Here is a 17,982-nt window from a genome sequence, read left to right on the forward strand (position 1 = left end):
CCCGTGGCGGTCCGTCGCGGGCCGCGGTCCCGGCGCTCCATTCGTGCCCCATCGAGGACATCCGAGGACATCCGCTATGAAACCGAGGTATTTCGCGGCCGGCGCCGCGGCGCTCGTGTGCGCCGGCCTGTCGCTGTTCGCCCTGACTGCGCAGGCCACGCTCAAGCCGGGCGACGCCGCGCCCGATTTCACGACCCAGGCGTCGCTGGGCGGCAAGACCTACACGTACTCGCTCGCCTCCGAGCTCAAGAAGGGCCCGGTGGTGGTGTACTTCTATCCGGCCGCGTTCACCAAGGGCTGCACGATCGAGGCGCACGAATTCGCCGAAGCCGTGGACGAGTACAAGAAGTACGGCGCGACCGTGATCGGCGTGTCGCACGACAACATCGGCACGCTCACGAAGTTCTCGGTGAGCGAGTGCCGCAGCAAGTTCCCCGTCGCCGCCGACGAGGACTCGAAGATCATCAAGTCCTACGACGCCTCGATGCCGATGCACGAGTCGATGGCCAACCGCGTCTCGTACGTGATCGCGCCGGACGGCAAGGTCATCTACGAGTACACGAGTCTCTCGCCCGACCAGCACGTGGAAAACACGCTGCGCGCCGTGAAGGAATGGGCCGCGCAGCATCCGCAGCAATAAGGCGCGCGGCGCGCGTGGCGTGAAGGCCGCGCGCGCCGGTTGATGCGTTGTTTTGCGCGCCGCCTGCCGTGTGCAGGCGACGCCGCCTTCGCTGTGCTTCTTCTCCCTTCGCTTTCGCCGTTTCCCGCATGCCGATTCTCGTTCTGCTCTTCGCGTTCGCCGCGCTCGTCTATGGCGCGGTGTGGTCGTTTCATGCGCTCGCCGCGCGCTTCGGACTCGGCGTGGCCGTGGGCGTGGCGGTGGTGGTCGCGGCCGCAATCGTGGCGTTGGCCGTGCGCTGGTGGCGTCGTCGGCAAGCGGTTGCGCCCAATCTGCGCGGCGACGGCGACTGGACGCACCGTGTCTCGGGCGCCTGGGGCGAGGCGCGGCTCGCGGCGGGCAAGCGGCTGTGCGAAATCACGTGCGAGGGCGCGCACGGCGCGTATATCTTCGCGGATCTGCAGGACGCGCAGGCGCAACGCGATGCGAACGGCTGGCACGTCGCGCTGCGTGTCAGCGATGCAAAACACCCGCTCTGGCAATTGCCGATGCCCGGCGAGGGCGAAGCGAAACGCTGGGCGCGCATCTTTACGCTGGCAATCGCGCAGCGGCTTTGAGGGCGGTTCCAGGCGCGTGACGAAGCGCGTGACGTTGCAGTCGTTCATGAACTTGCGCGCGGACAAACCAGGCGCAATCGTGTGTCTCGCGCCTGGTCAAACGGCGCGCAAACGCTGCTGATGCGCCGCGCGACGGTGGCATACTCGCACGCCAGCCGCGCGGGCCGGGCGATCCGCGAAATCGCTGCGATTCATGTGATTTATGCGATCCGACCGAGGCCGTCTTGAAGCCTTGCCGCGCGCCCCCACATTTTCATTCGCCGACGATTGCCATGTTCCGAACCCTGAGTGTTTCCCTCGCGCTCGCCGCCGCTTGCGGCACGCTGCTGACGGCCTGCGATCAGCAAAAGGTCGCCGACGCCGTCAACGCGGTGAAGCCCGACTCGATGGCGTTCGGCGGGCTCAAGATCGGCGTATCGACGGTCGAGGACGTGCGCGCGTCGGCGGGCAAACCCGACATCGTCTGGCAGAACGACGACGGCACGGAACGCCTCGAATATCCGCGCGGTCCTAACGGTCTGAACACGTGGATGCTGGATTTCGACGCGGACGGCAAACTCGTCGCGATGACCCAGGCGCTGACGGCGCAGAATATCGCGCAGGTGGTGCCGGGCATGACGCAGGACGACGTGCGCAAGCTGCTCGGCAAGCCGGCGACGGTGTCGAAGTACGCGCTGAGCCACGAGGAAGTGTGGAGCTGGCATTGGGCCGAAGGCGGCGTCGCCGGCGACGGCATGTTCAATGCGCATTTTTCGCCGGATGGCCTGGTGATCCGGACGTCGCGCTCGGACGCGCCGGGGCACGAACAGCACTGACGCGTGCTGACGGACGAGGAGGTTGAGATGAAGCGTTTGGCCTGGCTGTTGAAAATCGTGAGGGGCGATGCGCGCGTCCTGTGGTTCGCGCTGCGGCAGCCGAACCGGCCGGGCTGGCTGGTGCCCTCGGCGGCGTTGCTCACGCTCTATGCGCTCGCGCCGTTCAATATCGCGCTGCCGCTCGTCGGCGTTGTCGACGATGGGATCGTCGTGCCGGTGCTGCTGCATCTGATGGTGGCGTGCCTGCCGGTCGCTTTGAGGCGAGCGGCGAGGTGAGCAGGAAATCAAGCGGCGAATTCAGCGCCGCTTCAAAGCGGAAAGCGCATTAAAAAAGGCGGCTGAGCGTCAAACTCAGCCGCCTTTTTTTATTCCACCACGCGCGCGGGCGGCTCCAGCTTGCCGCGCTTCGTGTCCCACCACACGCGCAGCCGGTCCATGTACAGATAGACCACCGGCGTCGTGTACAGCGTGAGCATCTGACTGACGATCAGGCCGCCGACAATCGAAATCCCCAGCGGCGCGCGCAGCTCCGCGCCTTCGCCGCGCCCGAACGCCAGCGGCAGCGCGCCGAGCAGCGCCGCGCAGGTCGTCATCATGATCGGACGGAAGCGCAGCAGACACGCCTGGCGGATCGCGTCGTGCGAACTCAGGCCCTCGCGCGAGGCCTGAATCGCGAAGTCCACCATCATGATCGCGTTCTTCTTGACGATGCCGATCAGCAGGATCACGCCGATCAGCGCGATGATGCTGAACTCGGTCTTGAAGAGCAGCAGCGCGAGCAGCGCGCCCACGCCCGCCGAAGGCAGCGTCGAGAGAATCGTCAGCGGATGGATGTAGCTCTCGTAGAGAATGCCGAGCACGATATACACGGCCAGCAGCGCTGCGAGAATCAGGATCGGCTGGTTGTCGAGCGACTGCTGGAACGCCTGCGCCGTGCCCTGGAAACTGCCGTGGATGGTCTGCGGCATGCCGATCTCGGCCATCGTGTCGTAGATGGCCTGAGTGGCGTCGGAGAGCGACTTGCCTGGCGGCAGGTTGAACGAGATCGTCGACGCCACGAACTGGCTCTGGTGATTCACCGAAAGCGGCGTCGTGCCCGGCCCGAACGAGGCGATGGCGGACAGCGGGATCATGGTTTCCTGCGCCGTCGACACCGCCGCGCCCGACGAGGCGCTCGACTTGCCGCTGGCCGCGATCGAGTTGATCGCGAGATTGCGCGCGGAGTCGGCAGCGATGGTCGCGGCGCTCGACGACGAGGTGCCGCCCGTGCCGCCCGACGACGCGCTCGATGTGGCCGCGGACGTGACCGTGCCCGCCGTCGCATTGGTGCTCTGCGCGCCGCTCGCCGTGCCGCCCGAGGTGCTGACCCAGATCTGCTTGAGCATCTCCGGGCTCTGCCAGTATTGCGGCGCGACTTCCATCACCACGTGATACTGGTTCAGCGGGTTGTAGATGGTCGAGACCTGGCGCTGGCCGAACGCGTCGTAGAGCGTGTTGTCGATCTGCGAAGGCGTGATGTTCAGCCGCGCCGCGCTCTTGCGGTCGATCGTGACCATCGCTTCGAGGCCGCCTTGCTGCTGGTCGGAGTTGACGTCCGCGAGTTCGGGGCGCGCCTGCAGCGCTTCGGTGAGTTTCGGCCCCCACTTGTAGAGGTCGGCGGTGTTGTCGGCGAGCAGCGTAAACTGATATTGCGCGTTCGACTGCCGCCCGCCCACGCGAATATCCTGCACCGATTGCAGGAAGGTGCGTGCGCCCGCGACGTTCGAGAGCGGCCCGCGCAGTTGCGCGATCACTTCGTCGGCGGACAGCTTGCGCTCGCTCTTGGGCTTGAGCGAGACGAACATGAAGCCCGCGTTGGTCGCGCGTCCGCCCGTGAAACCGGCCACGGAATCGACGGCCGGGTTCGCCTGCACGATGCGCTGCATCTCGGCGAACTTCACCTTCATCGCCTGGAACGAGGTGGCCTGGTCGGCCTGAATGCCGCCGATCAGCCGCCCGGTGTCCTGCTGCGGGAAGAAGCCCTTCGGCACGATCACGTAGAGCACCACGTTGAGCGCGATGGTCGCGAGCAGCACCATCAGGATCAGCAGCGGGTGCGCGAGCGCCCAGCCGAGCGTGCGCTCATAGCCGTTCTGCATGCGCATGAAGCCGCGTTCGAGCCACTGCGAAAAGCGGCCTTCCTGCTTTTTCTCGTGCGCTTCTTCTAGCAGGCGCGAGCACATCATCGGCGTGAGCGTGAGCGAAACCGCGAGCGAGACCGCGATGGCGAGCGAGAGCGTCAGCGCGAATTCGCGGAACAGACGTCCGACGATGCCGCCCATCAGCAGAATCGGCAGGAACACGGCGACCAGCGAGACGCTGATCGACAGCACCGTGAAGCCCACTTCGCGTGCGCCGAGCAGCGCGGCCTTCATGCGCGGCACGCCGCTTTCGATATGGCGCGAGATGTTTTCGAGCACCACGATGGCGTCGTCGACGACGAAGCCCGTCGCGATGGTCAGCGCCATCAGCGAGAGGTTGTCGAGCGAGAAGCCCATCAGGTACATGGCCGCGAAGGTGCCGATGATCGAGATGGGCACGGCCACGCTCGGGATCAGCGTCGCGCGCCAGTTGCGCAGGAACAGGAACACGACCATCACCACGAGCGCTACGGCGATGATCAGCGTGTGCTCGGTGTCCTTGAGCGAAGCGCGGATGGTGACCGAGCGGTCCGAGGTCGGAATCACGTCGACGTCGGCGGGCAGCGAGGCCTTCAGTTGCGGCAGCATCTCGATCACGCGGTCGACGGTCTCGATGATGTTCGCGCCCGGCTGGCGGTACAGGATCACCAGCACCGAATGCTTGCCGTTGGCGAGGCCGAGGTTGCGCAGATCTTCCACCGAATCGACCACTTCGCCCACGTCCGAGAGCTTCACGCCCGCGTTGTTGCGGTAGGCGATCACGAGGTCCTTGTACTGGCTCGCCTTGCTCGCCTGGTCGTTGGTGTAGAGCTGATAGCGCTGCGGGCCGAACTCGATGTCGCCTTTCGGGCTGTTCGCGTTCGCGGAGGCGAGCGCCGCGCGCACGTCTTCGAGACCGATGCCGTAGTGGAACAGCGCATGCGGCTCCAGCTCGATACGCACGGCCGGGTTGGCCGAACCGCTCACGTCCACTTCGCCGATGCCGTCCACCTGCGAGAGCGACTGTTGCAGCACCGTGGCCGCCGAGTCGTAGAGCTGCCCGGCGCTGAGCGTGGGCGAGGTGAGCGCGAGAATCAGAATCGGCGCGTCGGCCGGATTGACCTTGTGATACGTGGGATTCGAGCGCAGGCTCGTCGGCAGATCGGCGCGCGCGGCGTTGATGGCCGCCTGCACGTCGCGCGCGGCGCCGTCGATGTCGCGGTTCAGGCCGAATTGCAGCGTGATGCGCGTGCTGCCCACCGAACTCTGCGAGGTCATTTCGGTGACGTCGGCGATCGAACCGAGGTGGCGTTCGAGCGGACTCGCCACGCTGGTCGCCACCGTTTCCGGACTCGCGCCCGGCAAGGTGGCCTGCACCGAAATCGTCGGGAAATCGACCTGCGGCAGCGGCGCCACCGGCAGCTTCGTGAACGCGAAGAGGCCGGCGAGCGCGATGCCGAGGGCGAGCAGCGTGGTCGCGACGGGGCGCGAGATGAACGGGCGCGAGAGATTCATCGCGTCAGTGCTCCGGGCCGGACGTGGGCGCGGGCGGCGTCTGCTGCGAGTCGCCGCCGAAGCGCTTGCGCAGGCGCGCCGCGATCGAATCGAACGCGAGATAGATCACGGGCGTGGTGAAGAGCGTGAGCGCCTGGCTCACGATCAGACCGCCCGCGATCGCGATGCCGAGCGGCCGCCGCAACTCCGAACCCGCGCCGGTGCCGAGCATCAGCGGCAGCGCGCCGAGCAGCGCCGCCATCGTCGTCATCATGATCGGGCGGAAGCGCAGCAGGCAGGCCTGATAGATCGCGTCGTGCGGCGCCTTGCCTTCGTTGCGTTCGGCGTCGAGCGCGAAGTCGATCATCATGATGGCGTTCTTCTTCACGATGCCGATCAGCAGCACGATGCCGATGATGCCGATGATGTCCAGATCGTGCCCGGTGATCATCAGCGCAAGCAGCGCGCCGATACCGGCCGAGGGCAGCGTCGAGAGGATCGTGATGGGGTGCACGAAGCTCTCGTAGAGCACGCCCAGCACGATGTACATCGTCACGATGGCCGCGAGGATCAGGAACAGCTCGTTCGAGAGCGACGCCTGGAACGCGAGCGCCGCGCCCTGGAAGCGCGTCTGGAACGAACCGGGCAGGCCGACGTCCTTCTCCGCCTGCTGGATCGCCTTGACCGCCGCGCCCAGCGACGCGCCCGGCGCGAGGTTGAACGACACCGTGGTGGCCGGGAACTGCGAGAGGTGCGAGACCAGCAGCGGCGCGGGCCGCTCGTGGAACTTCGCGATCGCGGACAGCGGCACCTGACCCGTGGTCGAGGTCGAGGAGGGCAGGTAGATCGAGTTCAGCGAGTCGGTGTAATGCTGCATCACCGGATCGGCTTCCAGAATCACGCGGTACTGGTTCGACTGCGTGAAGATGGTCGAGATGATGCGCTGGCCGTAGGCGTCGTAGAGCGCGTTGTCCACGGTCGCGGGCGTGATGCCGTATCGCGCCGCGCTCGCGCGGTCGATCTCGATGAACACCGAATTGCCCTGGTCCTGCAGGTCGGTCGCCACGTCGGCGAGTTCGGGCAGCTGTTGCAGACGCTGCACGAGCTTGGGCACCCAGGTCGTGAAGTCCTGGATGTTCGGCGTGGTGAGCATGAACTGATACTGCGTCGGGCTCACGGTCGAGTCGATCGTCAGATCCTGCACGGGCTGCATGTAGAGCGTCGCGCCCGGAATATGGGCGGTCGACTGCTGCAGGTCGCGGATGATCTGGCTGGCGTTCTCGCTGCGGTCGTCGCGCGCCTTCAGGTTGATCAGCATGCGGCCGCTGTTGAGCGTGATGTTCTGGCCGTCCACGCCGATGAACGACGTGAGGCTCTCCACGTTCTCGTTCTTGAGGATCTCGGTGGCGAGCGCCTGCTGACGCTCGGCCATCGACGCATACGAGACCGATTGCGGCGCCTGCGTGATCGCCTGGATCACGCCCGTGTCCTGCACGGGGAAGAAGCCCTTCGGCACGTAGACGTAGAGCACGCCCGTGAGCACGAGCGTGGCGGCGAACACGAGCAGCGTGAGCCGCTGGCGCGCGAGCACCCATTCGAGCGCGACGCCGTAGCGGCCGATCACGTAGTCGAAGAACGCGTGCACGCGCGTCTCGAAGCGGCGGCTTTCGGTGGGCGGCGTGTGGCGCAGCATCTTCGCGCACATCATCGGCACCAGCGTGAGCGAGACGATCGCCGAAATCACGATGGTCACGGCCAGCGTGATCGCGAATTCGTGGAACAGGCGGCCCACCACGTCGCCCATGAAGAGCAGCGGAATGAGCACCGCGATCAGCGACACCGTGAGCGAGATGATGGTGAAGCCGATCTGCTTCGAACCCTTGAGCGCGGCTTCGAGCGGCGGGTCGCCGTCCTCCACGTAGCGCGCGATGTTCTCGATCATCACGATGGCGTCGTCGACCACGAAGCCGGTCGCGATGGTCAGCGCCATCAGCGAAAGATTGTCGAGCGAGAAGCCGCACAGATACATCACGGCCAGCGTGCCGATCAGCGAGAGCGGCACCGACAGGCTCGGGATGATGGTGGCGTAGACGTTCGCGAGGAACAGATACATCACCAGCACGACCAGCACGACCGACATCAGCAGCTCGAACTGCACGTCGCGCACCGAGGCGCGGATTGTGGTGGTGCGGTCGGTGACGATCTGCACGTCGAGCGCCTGCGGCAGCGATTCCTGCAGTTGCGGCAGCAGCGCCTTGATGCTGTCCACCACGGCGATCACGTTCGCGCCCGGCTGGCGCTGCACGTTCACGATGATCGCGGGCGTGTTGTCGACCCACGCGCCGAGCTTGGTGTTCTCCGCGCCCTGCACGATGTTCGCCACGTCGGTGAGCATCACCGGACGGCCGTCGCGGTACGCGATCACGGCGTCTTTATAGGCGTCGGCGTCGGTGAGCTGGTCGTTCGCGTTGATCGTGTAGGCGCGCGTCGGGCCGTCGAAATTGCCCTTCGGCGTGTTGACGTTGAGGTTCGAAATGCTGGTGCGCAGATCGTCGAGATTCAGGCCGTAGGCGGCGAGCGCGCGCGGGTTCGCCTGAATGCGCACGGCCGGACGCTGGCCGCCCGACAGGCTCACGAGACCGACGCCGGCGACCTGCGAAATCTTCTGCGCGAGACGCGTGTCGGCGAGATCCTGGATCTGCGTGAGCGGCAGCGTTTTCGAGGTGATGGCGAGCGTGAGGATCGGCGCGTCGGCGGGATTGACCTTGGCGTAGATCGGCGGCGCGGGCAGGTCCGACGGCAGCAGGTTGCCGGCCGCGTTGATGGCGGCCTGCACTTCCTGTTCGGCGACGTCGAGCGGCAGGTCGAGGCTGAACTGCAGCGTGATGACCGAGGCGCCCGCCGAGCTTTGCGACGACATCTGGTTGAGCGACGGCATCTGCCCGAACTGGCGCTCGAGCGGCGCGGTGACCGAGGACGTCATCACGTCCGGGCTCGCGCCCGGATAGAAGGTCTGCACCTGGATGGTCGGATAGTCGACTTCGGGCAGCGCCGAGAGCGGCAGAAACCGCAGCGCGACGAGGCCGACCAGCATGATCGCCGCCATGAGCAGCGCCGTGCCGACCGGGCGCAGGATAAAGGCGCGGGAAGGATTCATGCGGCTTACTGGCTCGAAGCTTCAGAGGCGTGACGGCGATGGCGGTGAGCGCCCGAGGCGGCGCCGGCCCACGACGCGCCCGATGCACCGGACGCGCCCGCTGCGTGCTTCGGATGCTCGGCGGGAATCGTGATCTTCGAGCCTTCGCGCAGGCGGTCCGAGCCGTCGATCACGACGCGCTCGCCCACGGCGAGACCCGAGGCGATGCTGGTGCGTTCGGCGTCGATCGGACCGACCTTCACGACGCGCACGGTCACGGTGTTGTCCGCCTTCACGACGTAGACGTACTGCCCCTGCGAGCCGTTGAGCACCGCCGAGGTGGGCACGATCACGGCGTTGTGGATCGTGTCGACCAGCAGGCGCGCATTGACGAACTGGTTCGGGAACAGCGACTCGTCGTCGTTCTTGAAGCTCGCGCGCAGCTTGACGGTGCCGGTCGTGGTGTCGATCTGGTTGTCGAGCGTTTGCAGATAGCCGCCTTCGAGCATCGTGGTGTTGCTGCGGTCGTAGGCGGTCACCGACATCTTCGTGCCCGCGCGCATCTGCTTCATGATCGCAGGCAGGTTGTCTTCCGAAGTCGTGAAGATCACGCTGATCGGCTGCAACTGCGTGAGCACGACGATGCCGTTGGTGTCGCCGGACGTCACGTAATTGCCCGGATCGACCTGACGCAGACCCACGCGGCCCGAGACCGGCGCGGTGATGCGCGCGTAGGTGAGGTCGAGCTTGTAGGTGTCGATGTTGGCCTGATCCGACTTCACCGTGCCTTCATATTGCTTCACGAGCGAGGCTTGCGTGTCGACCTGCTGGCTCGCGATCGAGTCCTGCGCGAGCAGCGTCTGGTAGCGCTTGAGGTCGAGGCGGGCGGTGGCGAGCAGCGCCTGGTCGCGCGCGAGCTGACCTTCGGCGTTGGCGAGCGAGATCTGGTACGGGCGCGGGTCGATCTGGGCGAGCACGTCGCCCTTTTTCACCATCTGGCCTTCCTCGAAGTTCACGCTCTGCAGCGTGCCGGACAGTTGCGTGCGCACCGTGACGTCGGCGAGCGGCGTGACCGTGCCGAGCGCCGTGATGACGATGGGCATGTCGCCGGCCTTGGCCGTCGCCACGCTCACGGGCTGCGGCATGTTGGCGAACGCGCCGGGGCCGCCGTGACGCGAATGCGCGCCGCTCGCGCCGCCGGGCGCACCCGCGCCGCCACTGGGCGTCTTGCTCCACGGCTGCCAGCGCAGCAGCACGATGAGCACGACGATCAACACGATCACGAACGCGATGAGCTTGCCGCGGCGCTTGCGCCGGACCTCGCCCGACGGCGGCGTGGCGGTGGCGGACGGCGTGTCGCGACGAGGGGAATCCGGGCGCTTTTCTTGTTGATCCATCGGTCAGGTCGGTTACGAGGTCGGTGACGTGCTTGTCGGTTGAGCGGATTGGCCGCGCGCGGCGGCCCGGCGGCATCGGTGCAGGCGGCGCGAGCCGCACAAACTGCCGATGCTACGCGAGGCGCGCGCAAGCTTGATGTCAGGTGGCCGCGCTGGCTGGCGTGCTGCGCAGGGCTGGCGGGAGGGCGCGGTCGGCCTGACGTCGCGCGAATTATCGCGGCGTGATTCGGTTGTATTCTCGGGCCAGCGCGGCTGGACGCGCGATGCGCGCTGAATCCGCGCCAACGCGTGCGACGGCGTACAGACGGCTTACGCCGCCAAAAAGCATGATGCTACGTCGCTGCGTTCGTTACAGTCCAGTACCGTATCTTTCGAGACGTTACGAACGTTACCGGCTGTGTCATTTATCTGTCAGGATGAGCGGCCTGGATGGGCGGCTGACGCGAGCTTCGAGGCCTTCGAGGTCGCGGTGACGTGGGCAGGCGGCGGCAGGCAGGCGGTCCCGCCGATTTCGGCGACGATGCGCTCGATGCATTCGCGCAGCAGCGGCACCGCATGCGCGACGAGCCAGTCGCGCGGACATTGCTGGGCAGCGCCGCCGCAGTTGATCGCGTAAAGCTCGCCGCCCGGGCCGAAGAAAGTGCCGGCGATGGCGTTGAGGCCTTCGTACCATTCGCCGATCGCCATGCCGTAGCCTTGCTCGGCGGTTTCGGCGAGCGCCGCGTCGAGCCGGCTGCTGACGAAGCCCCAGTCGTTGCCGGCGGCGGCCTGCAGGGCGGAGGTGAGTTCGGCGCACTCGGCCGCTTCGAGCGACACGAGATAGGCGCGGCCCACGGCGGTGCGGCTCATGTCGATGCGCGCGCCCACTTCGAGCCGCGAGACGAGCACGGCCGAGCGCGGACGGATGGCGTCGATCACGACCATGTCGAGCCGGTCGCGCACCGCCAGATGAACCGACAGCGCCGTGCGTTCGGCGAGGCGGGTGAGGAAGGGCCGCGCGCGGGCGCGCAGGTCGGAGTTGCGCAGGAAGCCGTTGGAGAGTTCGAGCACCGACGAGGTGAGCACGAAGCGCTCGCTGTCGGGCAGACGGGCGAGGAAGCCGGTGGAGACGAGCGTGCCGGTCAGACGCGAGAGCGTGGCTTTCGGAATGCCGGTGAGCTCGGTCAGCTCGCGATTGCCGAGCGCCGTGTCGGCGGCGGCGATGGCGCGCAGGACGGCAAGGCCGCGCGCGAGCGCGGTGACTTCTTCGGCGTTGCCGTCCCGGTCGCGGGGCGTGTCGGGCGAAGCGCGGTGATCGGAGGCAGTGGTCATGAGCGTGGAATTTTCCGAAACGCTATTTCAATTTTGTTTGCGCGAGATGAGAGTTTTAACGCTTAAATCGACCCCGATTTTTGTGCCTCGGTAGTACCGATCCTTCGGACGAAAGTCAGGCTACATCGGGGAAAGCGGCTGACGGCAGGTGCATTTCGCCGCGCGCAAGAGGTGTTTGATAGTTCGCGTATTTTGGTTAGATTTTGCTTGACTTAGTCAGCGTCTGGATAAAAAATGGAACCTGATTTCGACAGGCCTTCGAGACGTGTGCACGCGCAAACGTTACGTCAGGTAATCGAAGGCGGGTTGGATGCAGGCCAGGTGACGAATCTCCGCCTGAGCAAAGAACCCCGCGGCTTTGCGGGGTTTTTATGTAGCTCGGGTTATGCAATCCGCATAAATTCGTGACCGTGTGCAGACATCCGCGCACCGTTCCAACGGGCTTGATGAATGTGCGCATTGCCCGTGCCGCGCGAACATCGCTGCGGCGTGCAATGTGCAATGAATGAAGATCAGGCAAGCGCAGTCCTCGTTCTCGGTTCTTGTCGCGCGATTCTGGCGCGCGGTCCTGTCGAATACCGGCTCTCAGGTTCTAGCACGGCCCTCGGAATGGCTAGAACTTTTCAAAGCGTCACGTTCACACGTGACGCTTTTTTTTTGCTGTGCGCTAGCGCACGTCAGAGATCAGTCTGCCGGAAAAATATGAACGCTGTCCGCATGTTTCGCGTTGACGCACAGTGTGGGCAACGCGCGATGGATGCGTGCTCAACGGTTACGGGCGATTACGCCGCAAACCATTCTTGAACGAGGAAGCGGTGCTTGCGCCAGGCGTTTCGCGCAATAAAAAAGGCCGGCATTGCGCCGGCCTTTTTTTAGTTTTGTCGACGCCATCGGCGTGACATCGTGCGCGATCAGGACACCGATTCGCGCTCCGGCGTCGCGGTGATCTTGTGGATCGACAGGTCCGCGCCGTTGTACTCGTCTTCCTGATCGATGCGCAGGCCCACGGTCGCGCGCAGCGCGCCGTACACCACGAAGCCGCCAATCGACGCGATCACGATGCCGCTCAACGTGCCGACGATCTGCGCACCCAGCGACACGCCGCCGATCCCGCCCGCCCAGCGCGCGCCGAAGATGCCCGCGGCGATCCCGCCCCACGCGCCGCACAGACCGTGCAGCGGCCACACGCCGAGCACGTCGTCGATGCGCCAGCGGTTCTGCACGCAGGTGAACATATAGACGAACAGCACGCCCGCCACCGCGCCCGTCGCGAGCGCGCCGAGCGGATGCATGATGTCCGAGCCCGCGCACACCGCGACGAGACCCGCGAGCGGCCCGTTATAGGTGAAGCCCGGGTCGTTGCGGCCCGCGAGCCACGCGGAGAGCGTGCCGCCCACCATCGCCATCAGCGAGTTCACGGCGACGAGGCCGCTGATCTTGTCGATGGTCTGCGCGCTCATCACGTTGAAGCCGAACCAGCCCACGGCCAGCACCCACGCGCCCAGCGCGAGAAACGGAATGTTCGAGGGCGGATGCGCGGCGATGCGGCCGTCGCGCGAGTAGCGGCCGTGGCGCGCGCCCAGCAGGATCACGGCGGGCAGCGCGACCCAGCCGCCGAACGCGTGCACGACGACCGAGCCCGCGAAGTCGTGGAACGGCACGCCGAACACGTGCGTGATCGCGTCCTGGTAGTGCAGCCGGTTGTTCCACACCATCCCTTCGAAGAACGGATAGATGAAGCCGACGATCACGAAGGTGGCGAACAGCTGCGGATTGAACTTCGAGCGCTCCGCGATGCCGCCCGACACGATGGCCGGAATCGCCGCCGCGAAGGTCAACAGGAAGAAGAAGCGCACCAGCTGATAACCGTTGTGCTCGGCGAGCAGATCGGCCGGCGAGAAGAACTGCACGCCATAGGCGATCGTGTAGCCGATGAAGAAGTACGCGATCGTCGAGACCGAGAAGTCGACGAGGATCTTCACGAGCGCGTTGACCTGATTCTTCTTGCGCACCGTGCCGAGTTCGAGGAACGCGAATCCTGCGTGCATCGCGAGCACCATGGCGGCGCCCAGCAGCAGAAAGAGCGTGTCGGTACCGGTCTTGAGAGTGTCCATCCTTGCGTCCTGCGTTTGCCCAAAATAGGAGCGCGTTATGAGCAAGATGTGGGCCAGCTTCGCGCCAAACTGGTGAAAGGACGCTCGTATGAGGCATTGGAGCGGTGCGCGCATGCACCGGCGCGGCTCCGATCGACGCGCTGAGCGAGCGCCAGAACGGGGCGCGGCAGATTGAGCGTGCGACGCATGCACGATCCGGTGGCACAAAAGCAGTGCTTGCGCGCGAAGTTGGTGAGCGTGCGCGCCAGTTTAGGGCGATTTATTTGTTTTCGCTTTCTGAATCAACGATTTGTCGGCGTTTAGAAATGTTCGACGCGATGGCGGGAGCGGACCGGAAAATGGCGGCCGCGGCGCATTTCCGCCGCACTGGGGGCGCAAACGCCGACATAATGAGCGGATCAAAAACCGTTAGCCGTTCACCCGCTCCAGGCCGCCACATAATGCGCCTCACCACCAAAGGGCTGTTGCTGATCGCGATCCCCGCCGTCTTCGAGCTGACGCTGCTGTCGGCCATCGTGAAGGCCGAGGCGGACGCGGAAGGCGCCGAGCGCTGGGGCCAGCATAGTCAGGCCGTGCTGGCGCAGGCGTCGCGTGTGCTGGAGCCGGTGCTGGTCGAGTCGGTGCGGCTGCGCGGCGCGGTGGCGGTCAACGACACGAGTTTCAACACGCCGGTCTCGCTGTGGATGGACGTCGATCGCCGCATCGACCGGCTCGCCGAACTGGTCGCCGACAATCCGCCTCAGGTCGAGCGCGCGGTGCAGATCCGCCAGACCGTGCAGAGCTACCGGCAATGGTCGGACCGGATCCAGGATCTGCTGCATTCGGGGCGTCGCGCCGATCTCGTCGAGCGCTTTCGCACCTTCACCGATTACGACGTGCTCGACCGCGTGCGCACGCAAGTCTCCGCGTTCCAGACCGAGGAACGCCGTCTCGACGTGATGCGCGTGACGGCGGCCGAGCAGGCGCGCGCGCAGCAGGAGTCGCTGGTGGTGACGGCGGTGATCGGCTCGATCCTGCTGGTCGCGGTCTCGGTGTGGCTGTTCACGCGCGGCGTGCGCGGGCGGCTCGACGCGCTGTCCGACAACGCCGGCCGCCTCGCGGGCAACGAGCCGCTCGCGCCGCTCACGAGCGGCAATGACGAGATCGCCCAGCTCGACCTGACGCTGCATCAGATCAGCCAGCGGCTCGTCGAAGCCGAACGTCTGCGCGTGGGTTTTCAGGCCGATCTTGCGCGGCGCGCCGAGCAACTCGCGCGCATCAACGAAAACCTGCGCCAGCAGACGCAGGAAAACGAGATGTTCATTCATAGCGTGTCGCACGATCTGCGCGCGCCGCTGGTCAACCTGCAAGGCTTTTCGCGCGAGCTGCATCACGCCTGCGACGACCTGCGCGACCGCGTTGCGCATTCGTCGCTGACGGCCGAGGCGCGCGAGCGCGTGGAGCGCATCATCAACGAGGATATCGGCGAGGCGCTGCGCTATTTGCAGACGGCCGTGCTGCGCGCCTCGCACATCATCGACGCGCTGCTGCGGCTCGCGCGCGTGGGGCGCGTGGAGTACCGGCGTCAGCGCGTGAACGTGCAGGAGCTGGTGCAGCGCGTGGTCGACGCCATGCACGCGTCGGTGCGCGCGCGCAACGCGCAGGTGAGCGTGCGCATGCTGCCCGCCGTGTGGGGCGATCCGACCGCGCTGGAGCAGGTGTTCGCGAACCTGATCGGCAATGCGCTCAATTATCTCGATCCGGCGCGCGAAGGGCGCGTGGAGATCGGTGCGGCGGATGCGCCGCCGGGCGTCGAATCGCTGCATATCTTCTACGTCCGCGACAACGGTCTCGGCATTCCCGACGTGGCGCTGCCGCGGCTGTTTCAGGCGTTCCAGCGCATGCACGGCAATGTCGCGCCGGGCGAGGGCATCGGGCTCGCGCTGGTGCGCCGCATGGTCGAGCGGCACGGCGGGCGCGTGTGGGTGGAGTCGGTGGAAGGCGAGGGCACGACGTTCTATCTGTCGCTGCCCGACGCGCTCGCGGTCGTGCCGCCCGCGCCCGGCGACGCGGCGGCGCTGCTCGCCGCGCACGAGCGCGAATTGCGCGGGGGCGATGAGAATGACGAAGGTGTGCCGCCTGCGCGCCCCGGCGCGTTCAAGGCGACGGGCAAGCTGGCCGTGGCGAGCGGTTCGCCGGATGCGGCAGGTGCAGCGGGCGTTTGAGGTCGGGCGGGAAGGTCACGCTTGAATTGCGCTACGCGCGGATCCACGCCACGCGATCAGCACGCGAAAATCCGCCGGGTCTTGAGCAGTTGATGGCCGCGAATCGACCAGAGGCAGCCGGCCCCGGCGAGTACGACGACGACGCCCAGCACCGTGTGCGTGCTCAGCGCCGCGCCGAACGGCATGCCGCCGGGCGCGACGAAAGCGCGTTCGAGCATGAGCATCGCGCCCCAGAGCGCGATGGCGGCCTGAATCAACATGCGCGTGCCGCGCAGATGGCGCGCGCGTTCGGCGGCCGTGCCGCGACGGTGCGAGCGGCGGCAAAAGAAAGCGATCGCCATCAAGGCGATCACGAGCAACACAATCCAGTCAGTCAGGTCCATCGATGCACTCCCGCAATCCATCCGGGATTGTCGGGAGTGCCTGGCACAAAAACCATCAGACCGGTCCTAAACAGGCGAACGAGATAAGTCAGGGCTCGATGCGCGTGCCCAGCAGCACGAGGAACTGGCGCAGCCATTCCGGATGCGCGGGCCAGGCGGGGGCGGTCACGAAGGGCGCGTCGGTCACGGCGGAATCGATGGCGATATCGGCATATTCGCCGCCCGCGAGCCGCACCTCGGGCGCGCAGGCCGGATAAGCCGAAATGCGCTTGCCGCGGATCACCTCGGCGGCGGCCAGCAGCTGCGCAGCATGGCAAATGGCCGCGATCGGCTTGTTCGCGCCCGCGAAGTACTGCACGATTTCGATGACTTTCGGATTCAGCCGCAGATATTCGGGCGCGCGCCCGCCGGCGATGGCGAGCGCGTCGTAATGCTGGGGATCGATTTCGTCGAAGCTCGCATTCAGCGCGAACTGATGGCCTGGCTTTTCGGTGTAGGTCTGGTCGCCCTCGAAGTCGTGGATCGCCGTCTTGATGCGCTCGCCGGCCTTCTTGCCGGGACACACGGCATCGACCTGGTGGCCGATCGCGAGCAGCGCCTGGAACGGCACCATCGTTTCATAGTCCTCGGCGAAATCGCCGGTGAGAAACAGGATCTTCTTGACTGCCATGGCTTGCCTCCTCGGTGGGACTGCGGTTTGCGCACGTGAAACGCCAAGCGTGGAACGTAAACGGGCCTCACGCAGTCTACTCCAGCATGTTTGACGATTTCGCACAGCCCGGCGCGCCGGGCACGCCCACGTTCGCCGACATCGGCTGGCGCACCTACGCGCCGGGCCGCGACGCGGCGGCGCTCGCGGCGGTGTTCCTCGCCGCCGTCAACGAACTGGCGGCGTCGCACTATGACGCACCGCAGCGTGCCGCCTGGGCGACGAGCGCCGACAATCTGTCGGAGTTCGACGCGCGGCTCGCGCGCGGCGTGACGCTGATCGCCGATTACGCGGGCGCGCCGGTGGCGTTCGCGCAGCTCTTTCCGATCGACCATGTGGAGATGCTCTACGTCGCGCCCGGATGGACGCGGCGCGGGCTGGCGTCGGCGCTGATCGCGCGGCTGGAGGCGTTGGCGCGCGAGGCCGAGGCGAGCACGCTCGACACCGACGCCAGCGCGCTCGCGCGGCCCGTGTTCGAGCGCGCGGGTTTTTCTCTCGTCGCAGAAGAACGGGTGCGGCGCGGCAGCGTATCATTGCCGCGTTTTCATCTTTGCAAGCCGCTGCGTGCGGTGTCTTTTTCAGGATGACCATGTATTTGAAGGTATCGAAGGACGTGTCGCAGCACCCCGGCGCCTCGCTTGCGTCCCTTGCACGCGTGGCCGGCATGGCCCTCGCGCCGGCGCTGCTCTGCGCGCTGCTGGCGGGTTGCGACAAACACGATCAGACGGCGTCCGATCTCGCCAACAAGTCCGCCGACGCCGCGCAGCAGGCCGTTCAGGCTGCGGCCAGCCAGGCGCAGGCGCAAGCCGCGCAGGCGCTCGGCCATGCGGCGAGCTTCGTGAATCAGCAGCTCGATTCGGCGCAGCGTCAGCTCGATCACGCGGCGTCGCAGACCCAGGCGACCATCGACTCGCACGTGCAGTCGCAGGCCGACCGCGCCAGCGACGCCAGCGCTTCCATCGCCCAGAACGCGAGCGACTCCGGCGCCGAACTCGCGTCGCAGGCGCGCGGCCAGTGGCGCGAG

The 17,982-nt window shown here is 66.3% G+C and carries 14 protein-coding genes; 7 read left to right on the forward strand and 7 right to left on the reverse strand.

Annotated features, from left to right (window positions below; translation table 11 throughout):
- The first annotated feature begins 76 nt into the window (after positions 1–76).
- The 4 genes from G3N97_RS14570 to G3N97_RS14585 all read left to right on the forward strand — a co-directional run bounded on the left by G3N97_RS14570 (position 77) and on the right by G3N97_RS14585 (position 2,327).
- Complete coding sequence (locus G3N97_RS14570) at positions 77–640, forward strand: peroxiredoxin (RefSeq protein WP_065061200.1); 564 nt, start codon at positions 77–79, stop codon at positions 638–640.
- Between the two features lie 128 nt (positions 641–768).
- The gene (locus G3N97_RS14575; RefSeq protein ID WP_205993837.1) at positions 769–1,236 is read left to right on the forward strand and encodes a hypothetical protein; all 468 of its coding nucleotides are present in this window, start codon (positions 769–771) and stop codon (positions 1,234–1,236) included.
- Positions 1,237–1,508: 272 nt separating this feature from the next.
- Entirely contained in the window at positions 1,509–2,051 is a 543-nt protein-coding gene (gene bamE, locus G3N97_RS14580) for an outer membrane protein assembly factor BamE (RefSeq protein WP_205993839.1), read from the forward strand.
- A 3-nt stretch (positions 2,052–2,054) separates the two neighbouring features.
- Positions 2,055–2,327 (forward strand): hypothetical protein, encoded by a 273-nt coding sequence (locus G3N97_RS14585; protein WP_346778068.1) that lies wholly within the window; start codon positions 2,055–2,057, stop codon positions 2,325–2,327.
- An 89-nt stretch (positions 2,328–2,416) separates the two neighbouring features.
- Here G3N97_RS14585 and G3N97_RS14590 read toward each other — a convergent pair whose 3' ends face one another.
- From G3N97_RS14590 to G3N97_RS14610, 5 genes are all read right to left on the reverse strand, one after another.
- The gene (locus G3N97_RS14590) at positions 2,417–5,725 is read right to left on the reverse strand and encodes an efflux RND transporter permease subunit (RefSeq protein WP_205993841.1); all 3,309 of its coding nucleotides are present in this window, start codon (positions 5,723–5,725) and stop codon (positions 2,417–2,419) included.
- A 4-nt stretch (positions 5,726–5,729) separates the two neighbouring features.
- Complete coding sequence (locus tag G3N97_RS14595) at positions 5,730–8,861, reverse strand: MdtB/MuxB family multidrug efflux RND transporter permease subunit (protein ID WP_205993842.1); 3,132 nt, start codon at positions 8,859–8,861, stop codon at positions 5,730–5,732.
- Between the two features lie 5 nt (positions 8,862–8,866).
- A complete protein-coding gene (locus G3N97_RS14600) occupies positions 8,867–10,237 on the reverse strand; it encodes an MdtA/MuxA family multidrug efflux RND transporter periplasmic adaptor subunit (protein ID WP_205993844.1) in 1,371 nt (456 codons plus the stop codon).
- Positions 10,238–10,648: 411 nt separating this feature from the next.
- Positions 10,649–11,548 carry an IclR family transcriptional regulator gene (locus tag G3N97_RS14605; protein WP_205993846.1) on the reverse strand — a complete coding sequence of 300 codons (900 nt, stop codon included), beginning with the start codon at positions 11,546–11,548 and terminating at the stop codon, positions 10,649–10,651.
- Positions 11,549–12,459: 911 nt separating this feature from the next.
- Entirely contained in the window at positions 12,460–13,662 is a 1,203-nt protein-coding gene (locus G3N97_RS14610; RefSeq protein ID WP_205993848.1) for an ammonium transporter, read from the reverse strand.
- A gap of 440 nt (positions 13,663–14,102) precedes the next feature.
- Here G3N97_RS14610 and G3N97_RS14615 point away from each other — a divergent pair, with 440 nt between their 5' ends.
- The gene (locus tag G3N97_RS14615; RefSeq protein ID WP_205993850.1) at positions 14,103–15,866 is read left to right on the forward strand and encodes a sensor histidine kinase; all 1,764 of its coding nucleotides are present in this window, start codon (positions 14,103–14,105) and stop codon (positions 15,864–15,866) included.
- 56 nt (positions 15,867–15,922) lie between these two features.
- Here the strand turns inward: G3N97_RS14615 and G3N97_RS14620 are convergent, their stop codons facing one another.
- Both G3N97_RS14620 and G3N97_RS14625 read right to left on the reverse strand, forming a co-directional pair.
- On the reverse strand, positions 15,923–16,249 hold the full coding sequence (locus G3N97_RS14620; protein WP_205993852.1) for a hypothetical protein: 327 nt from the start codon (positions 16,247–16,249) through the stop codon (positions 15,923–15,925).
- A gap of 88 nt (positions 16,250–16,337) precedes the next feature.
- A complete protein-coding gene (locus G3N97_RS14625) occupies positions 16,338–16,919 on the reverse strand; it encodes a DJ-1/PfpI family protein (protein ID WP_074986311.1) in 582 nt (193 codons plus the stop codon).
- An 86-nt stretch (positions 16,920–17,005) separates the two neighbouring features.
- Here G3N97_RS14625 and G3N97_RS14630 point away from each other — a divergent pair, with 86 nt between their 5' ends.
- Positions 17,006–17,545: a GNAT family N-acetyltransferase gene (locus tag G3N97_RS14630; protein WP_205993859.1), complete on the forward strand. Its 540-nt coding sequence runs from the start codon at positions 17,006–17,008 to the stop codon at positions 17,543–17,545.
- A 2-nt stretch (positions 17,546–17,547) separates the two neighbouring features.
- On the forward strand, positions 17,548–17,982 hold a 435-nt coding region (locus G3N97_RS14635), incomplete at its 3' end, for a hypothetical protein (RefSeq protein WP_205993861.1).

It is taken from the genome of Paraburkholderia sp. Ac-20347, from assembly GCF_017104805.1.
Taxonomy (GTDB): Bacteria; Pseudomonadota; Gammaproteobacteria; order Burkholderiales; family Burkholderiaceae; genus Paraburkholderia; species Paraburkholderia tropica.

Coding starts and splice junctions, on each gene's coding strand:
- G3N97_RS14590 (WP_205993841.1), bottom strand. CDS start 5,725: ATGAATCTCTCGCGCCCGTTCATCTCGCGCCCCGTCGCGACCACGCTG.
- G3N97_RS14620 (WP_205993852.1), bottom strand. CDS start 16,249: ATGGACCTGACTGACTGGATTGTGTTGCTCGTGATCGCCTTGATGGCG.
- bamE (WP_205993839.1), top strand. CDS start 1,509: ATGTTCCGAACCCTGAGTGTTTCCCTCGCGCTCGCCGCCGCTTGCGGC.
- G3N97_RS14575 (WP_205993837.1), top strand. CDS start 769: ATGCCGATTCTCGTTCTGCTCTTCGCGTTCGCCGCGCTCGTCTATGGC.
- G3N97_RS14605 (WP_205993846.1), bottom strand. CDS start 11,548: ATGACCACTGCCTCCGATCACCGCGCTTCGCCCGACACGCCCCGCGAC.
- G3N97_RS14625 (WP_074986311.1), bottom strand. CDS start 16,919: ATGGCAGTCAAGAAGATCCTGTTTCTCACCGGCGATTTCGCCGAGGAC.
- G3N97_RS14600 (WP_205993844.1), bottom strand. CDS start 10,237: ATGGATCAACAAGAAAAGCGCCCGGATTCCCCTCGTCGCGACACGCCG.
- G3N97_RS14630 (WP_205993859.1), top strand. CDS start 17,006: ATGTTTGACGATTTCGCACAGCCCGGCGCGCCGGGCACGCCCACGTTC.
- G3N97_RS14615 (WP_205993850.1), top strand. CDS start 14,103: ATGCGCCTCACCACCAAAGGGCTGTTGCTGATCGCGATCCCCGCCGTC.
- G3N97_RS14595 (WP_205993842.1), bottom strand. CDS start 8,861: ATGAATCCTTCCCGCGCCTTTATCCTGCGCCCGGTCGGCACGGCGCTG.
- G3N97_RS14610 (WP_205993848.1), bottom strand. CDS start 13,662: ATGGACACTCTCAAGACCGGTACCGACACGCTCTTTCTGCTGCTGGGC.
- G3N97_RS14570 (WP_065061200.1), top strand. CDS start 77: ATGAAACCGAGGTATTTCGCGGCCGGCGCCGCGGCGCTCGTGTGCGCC.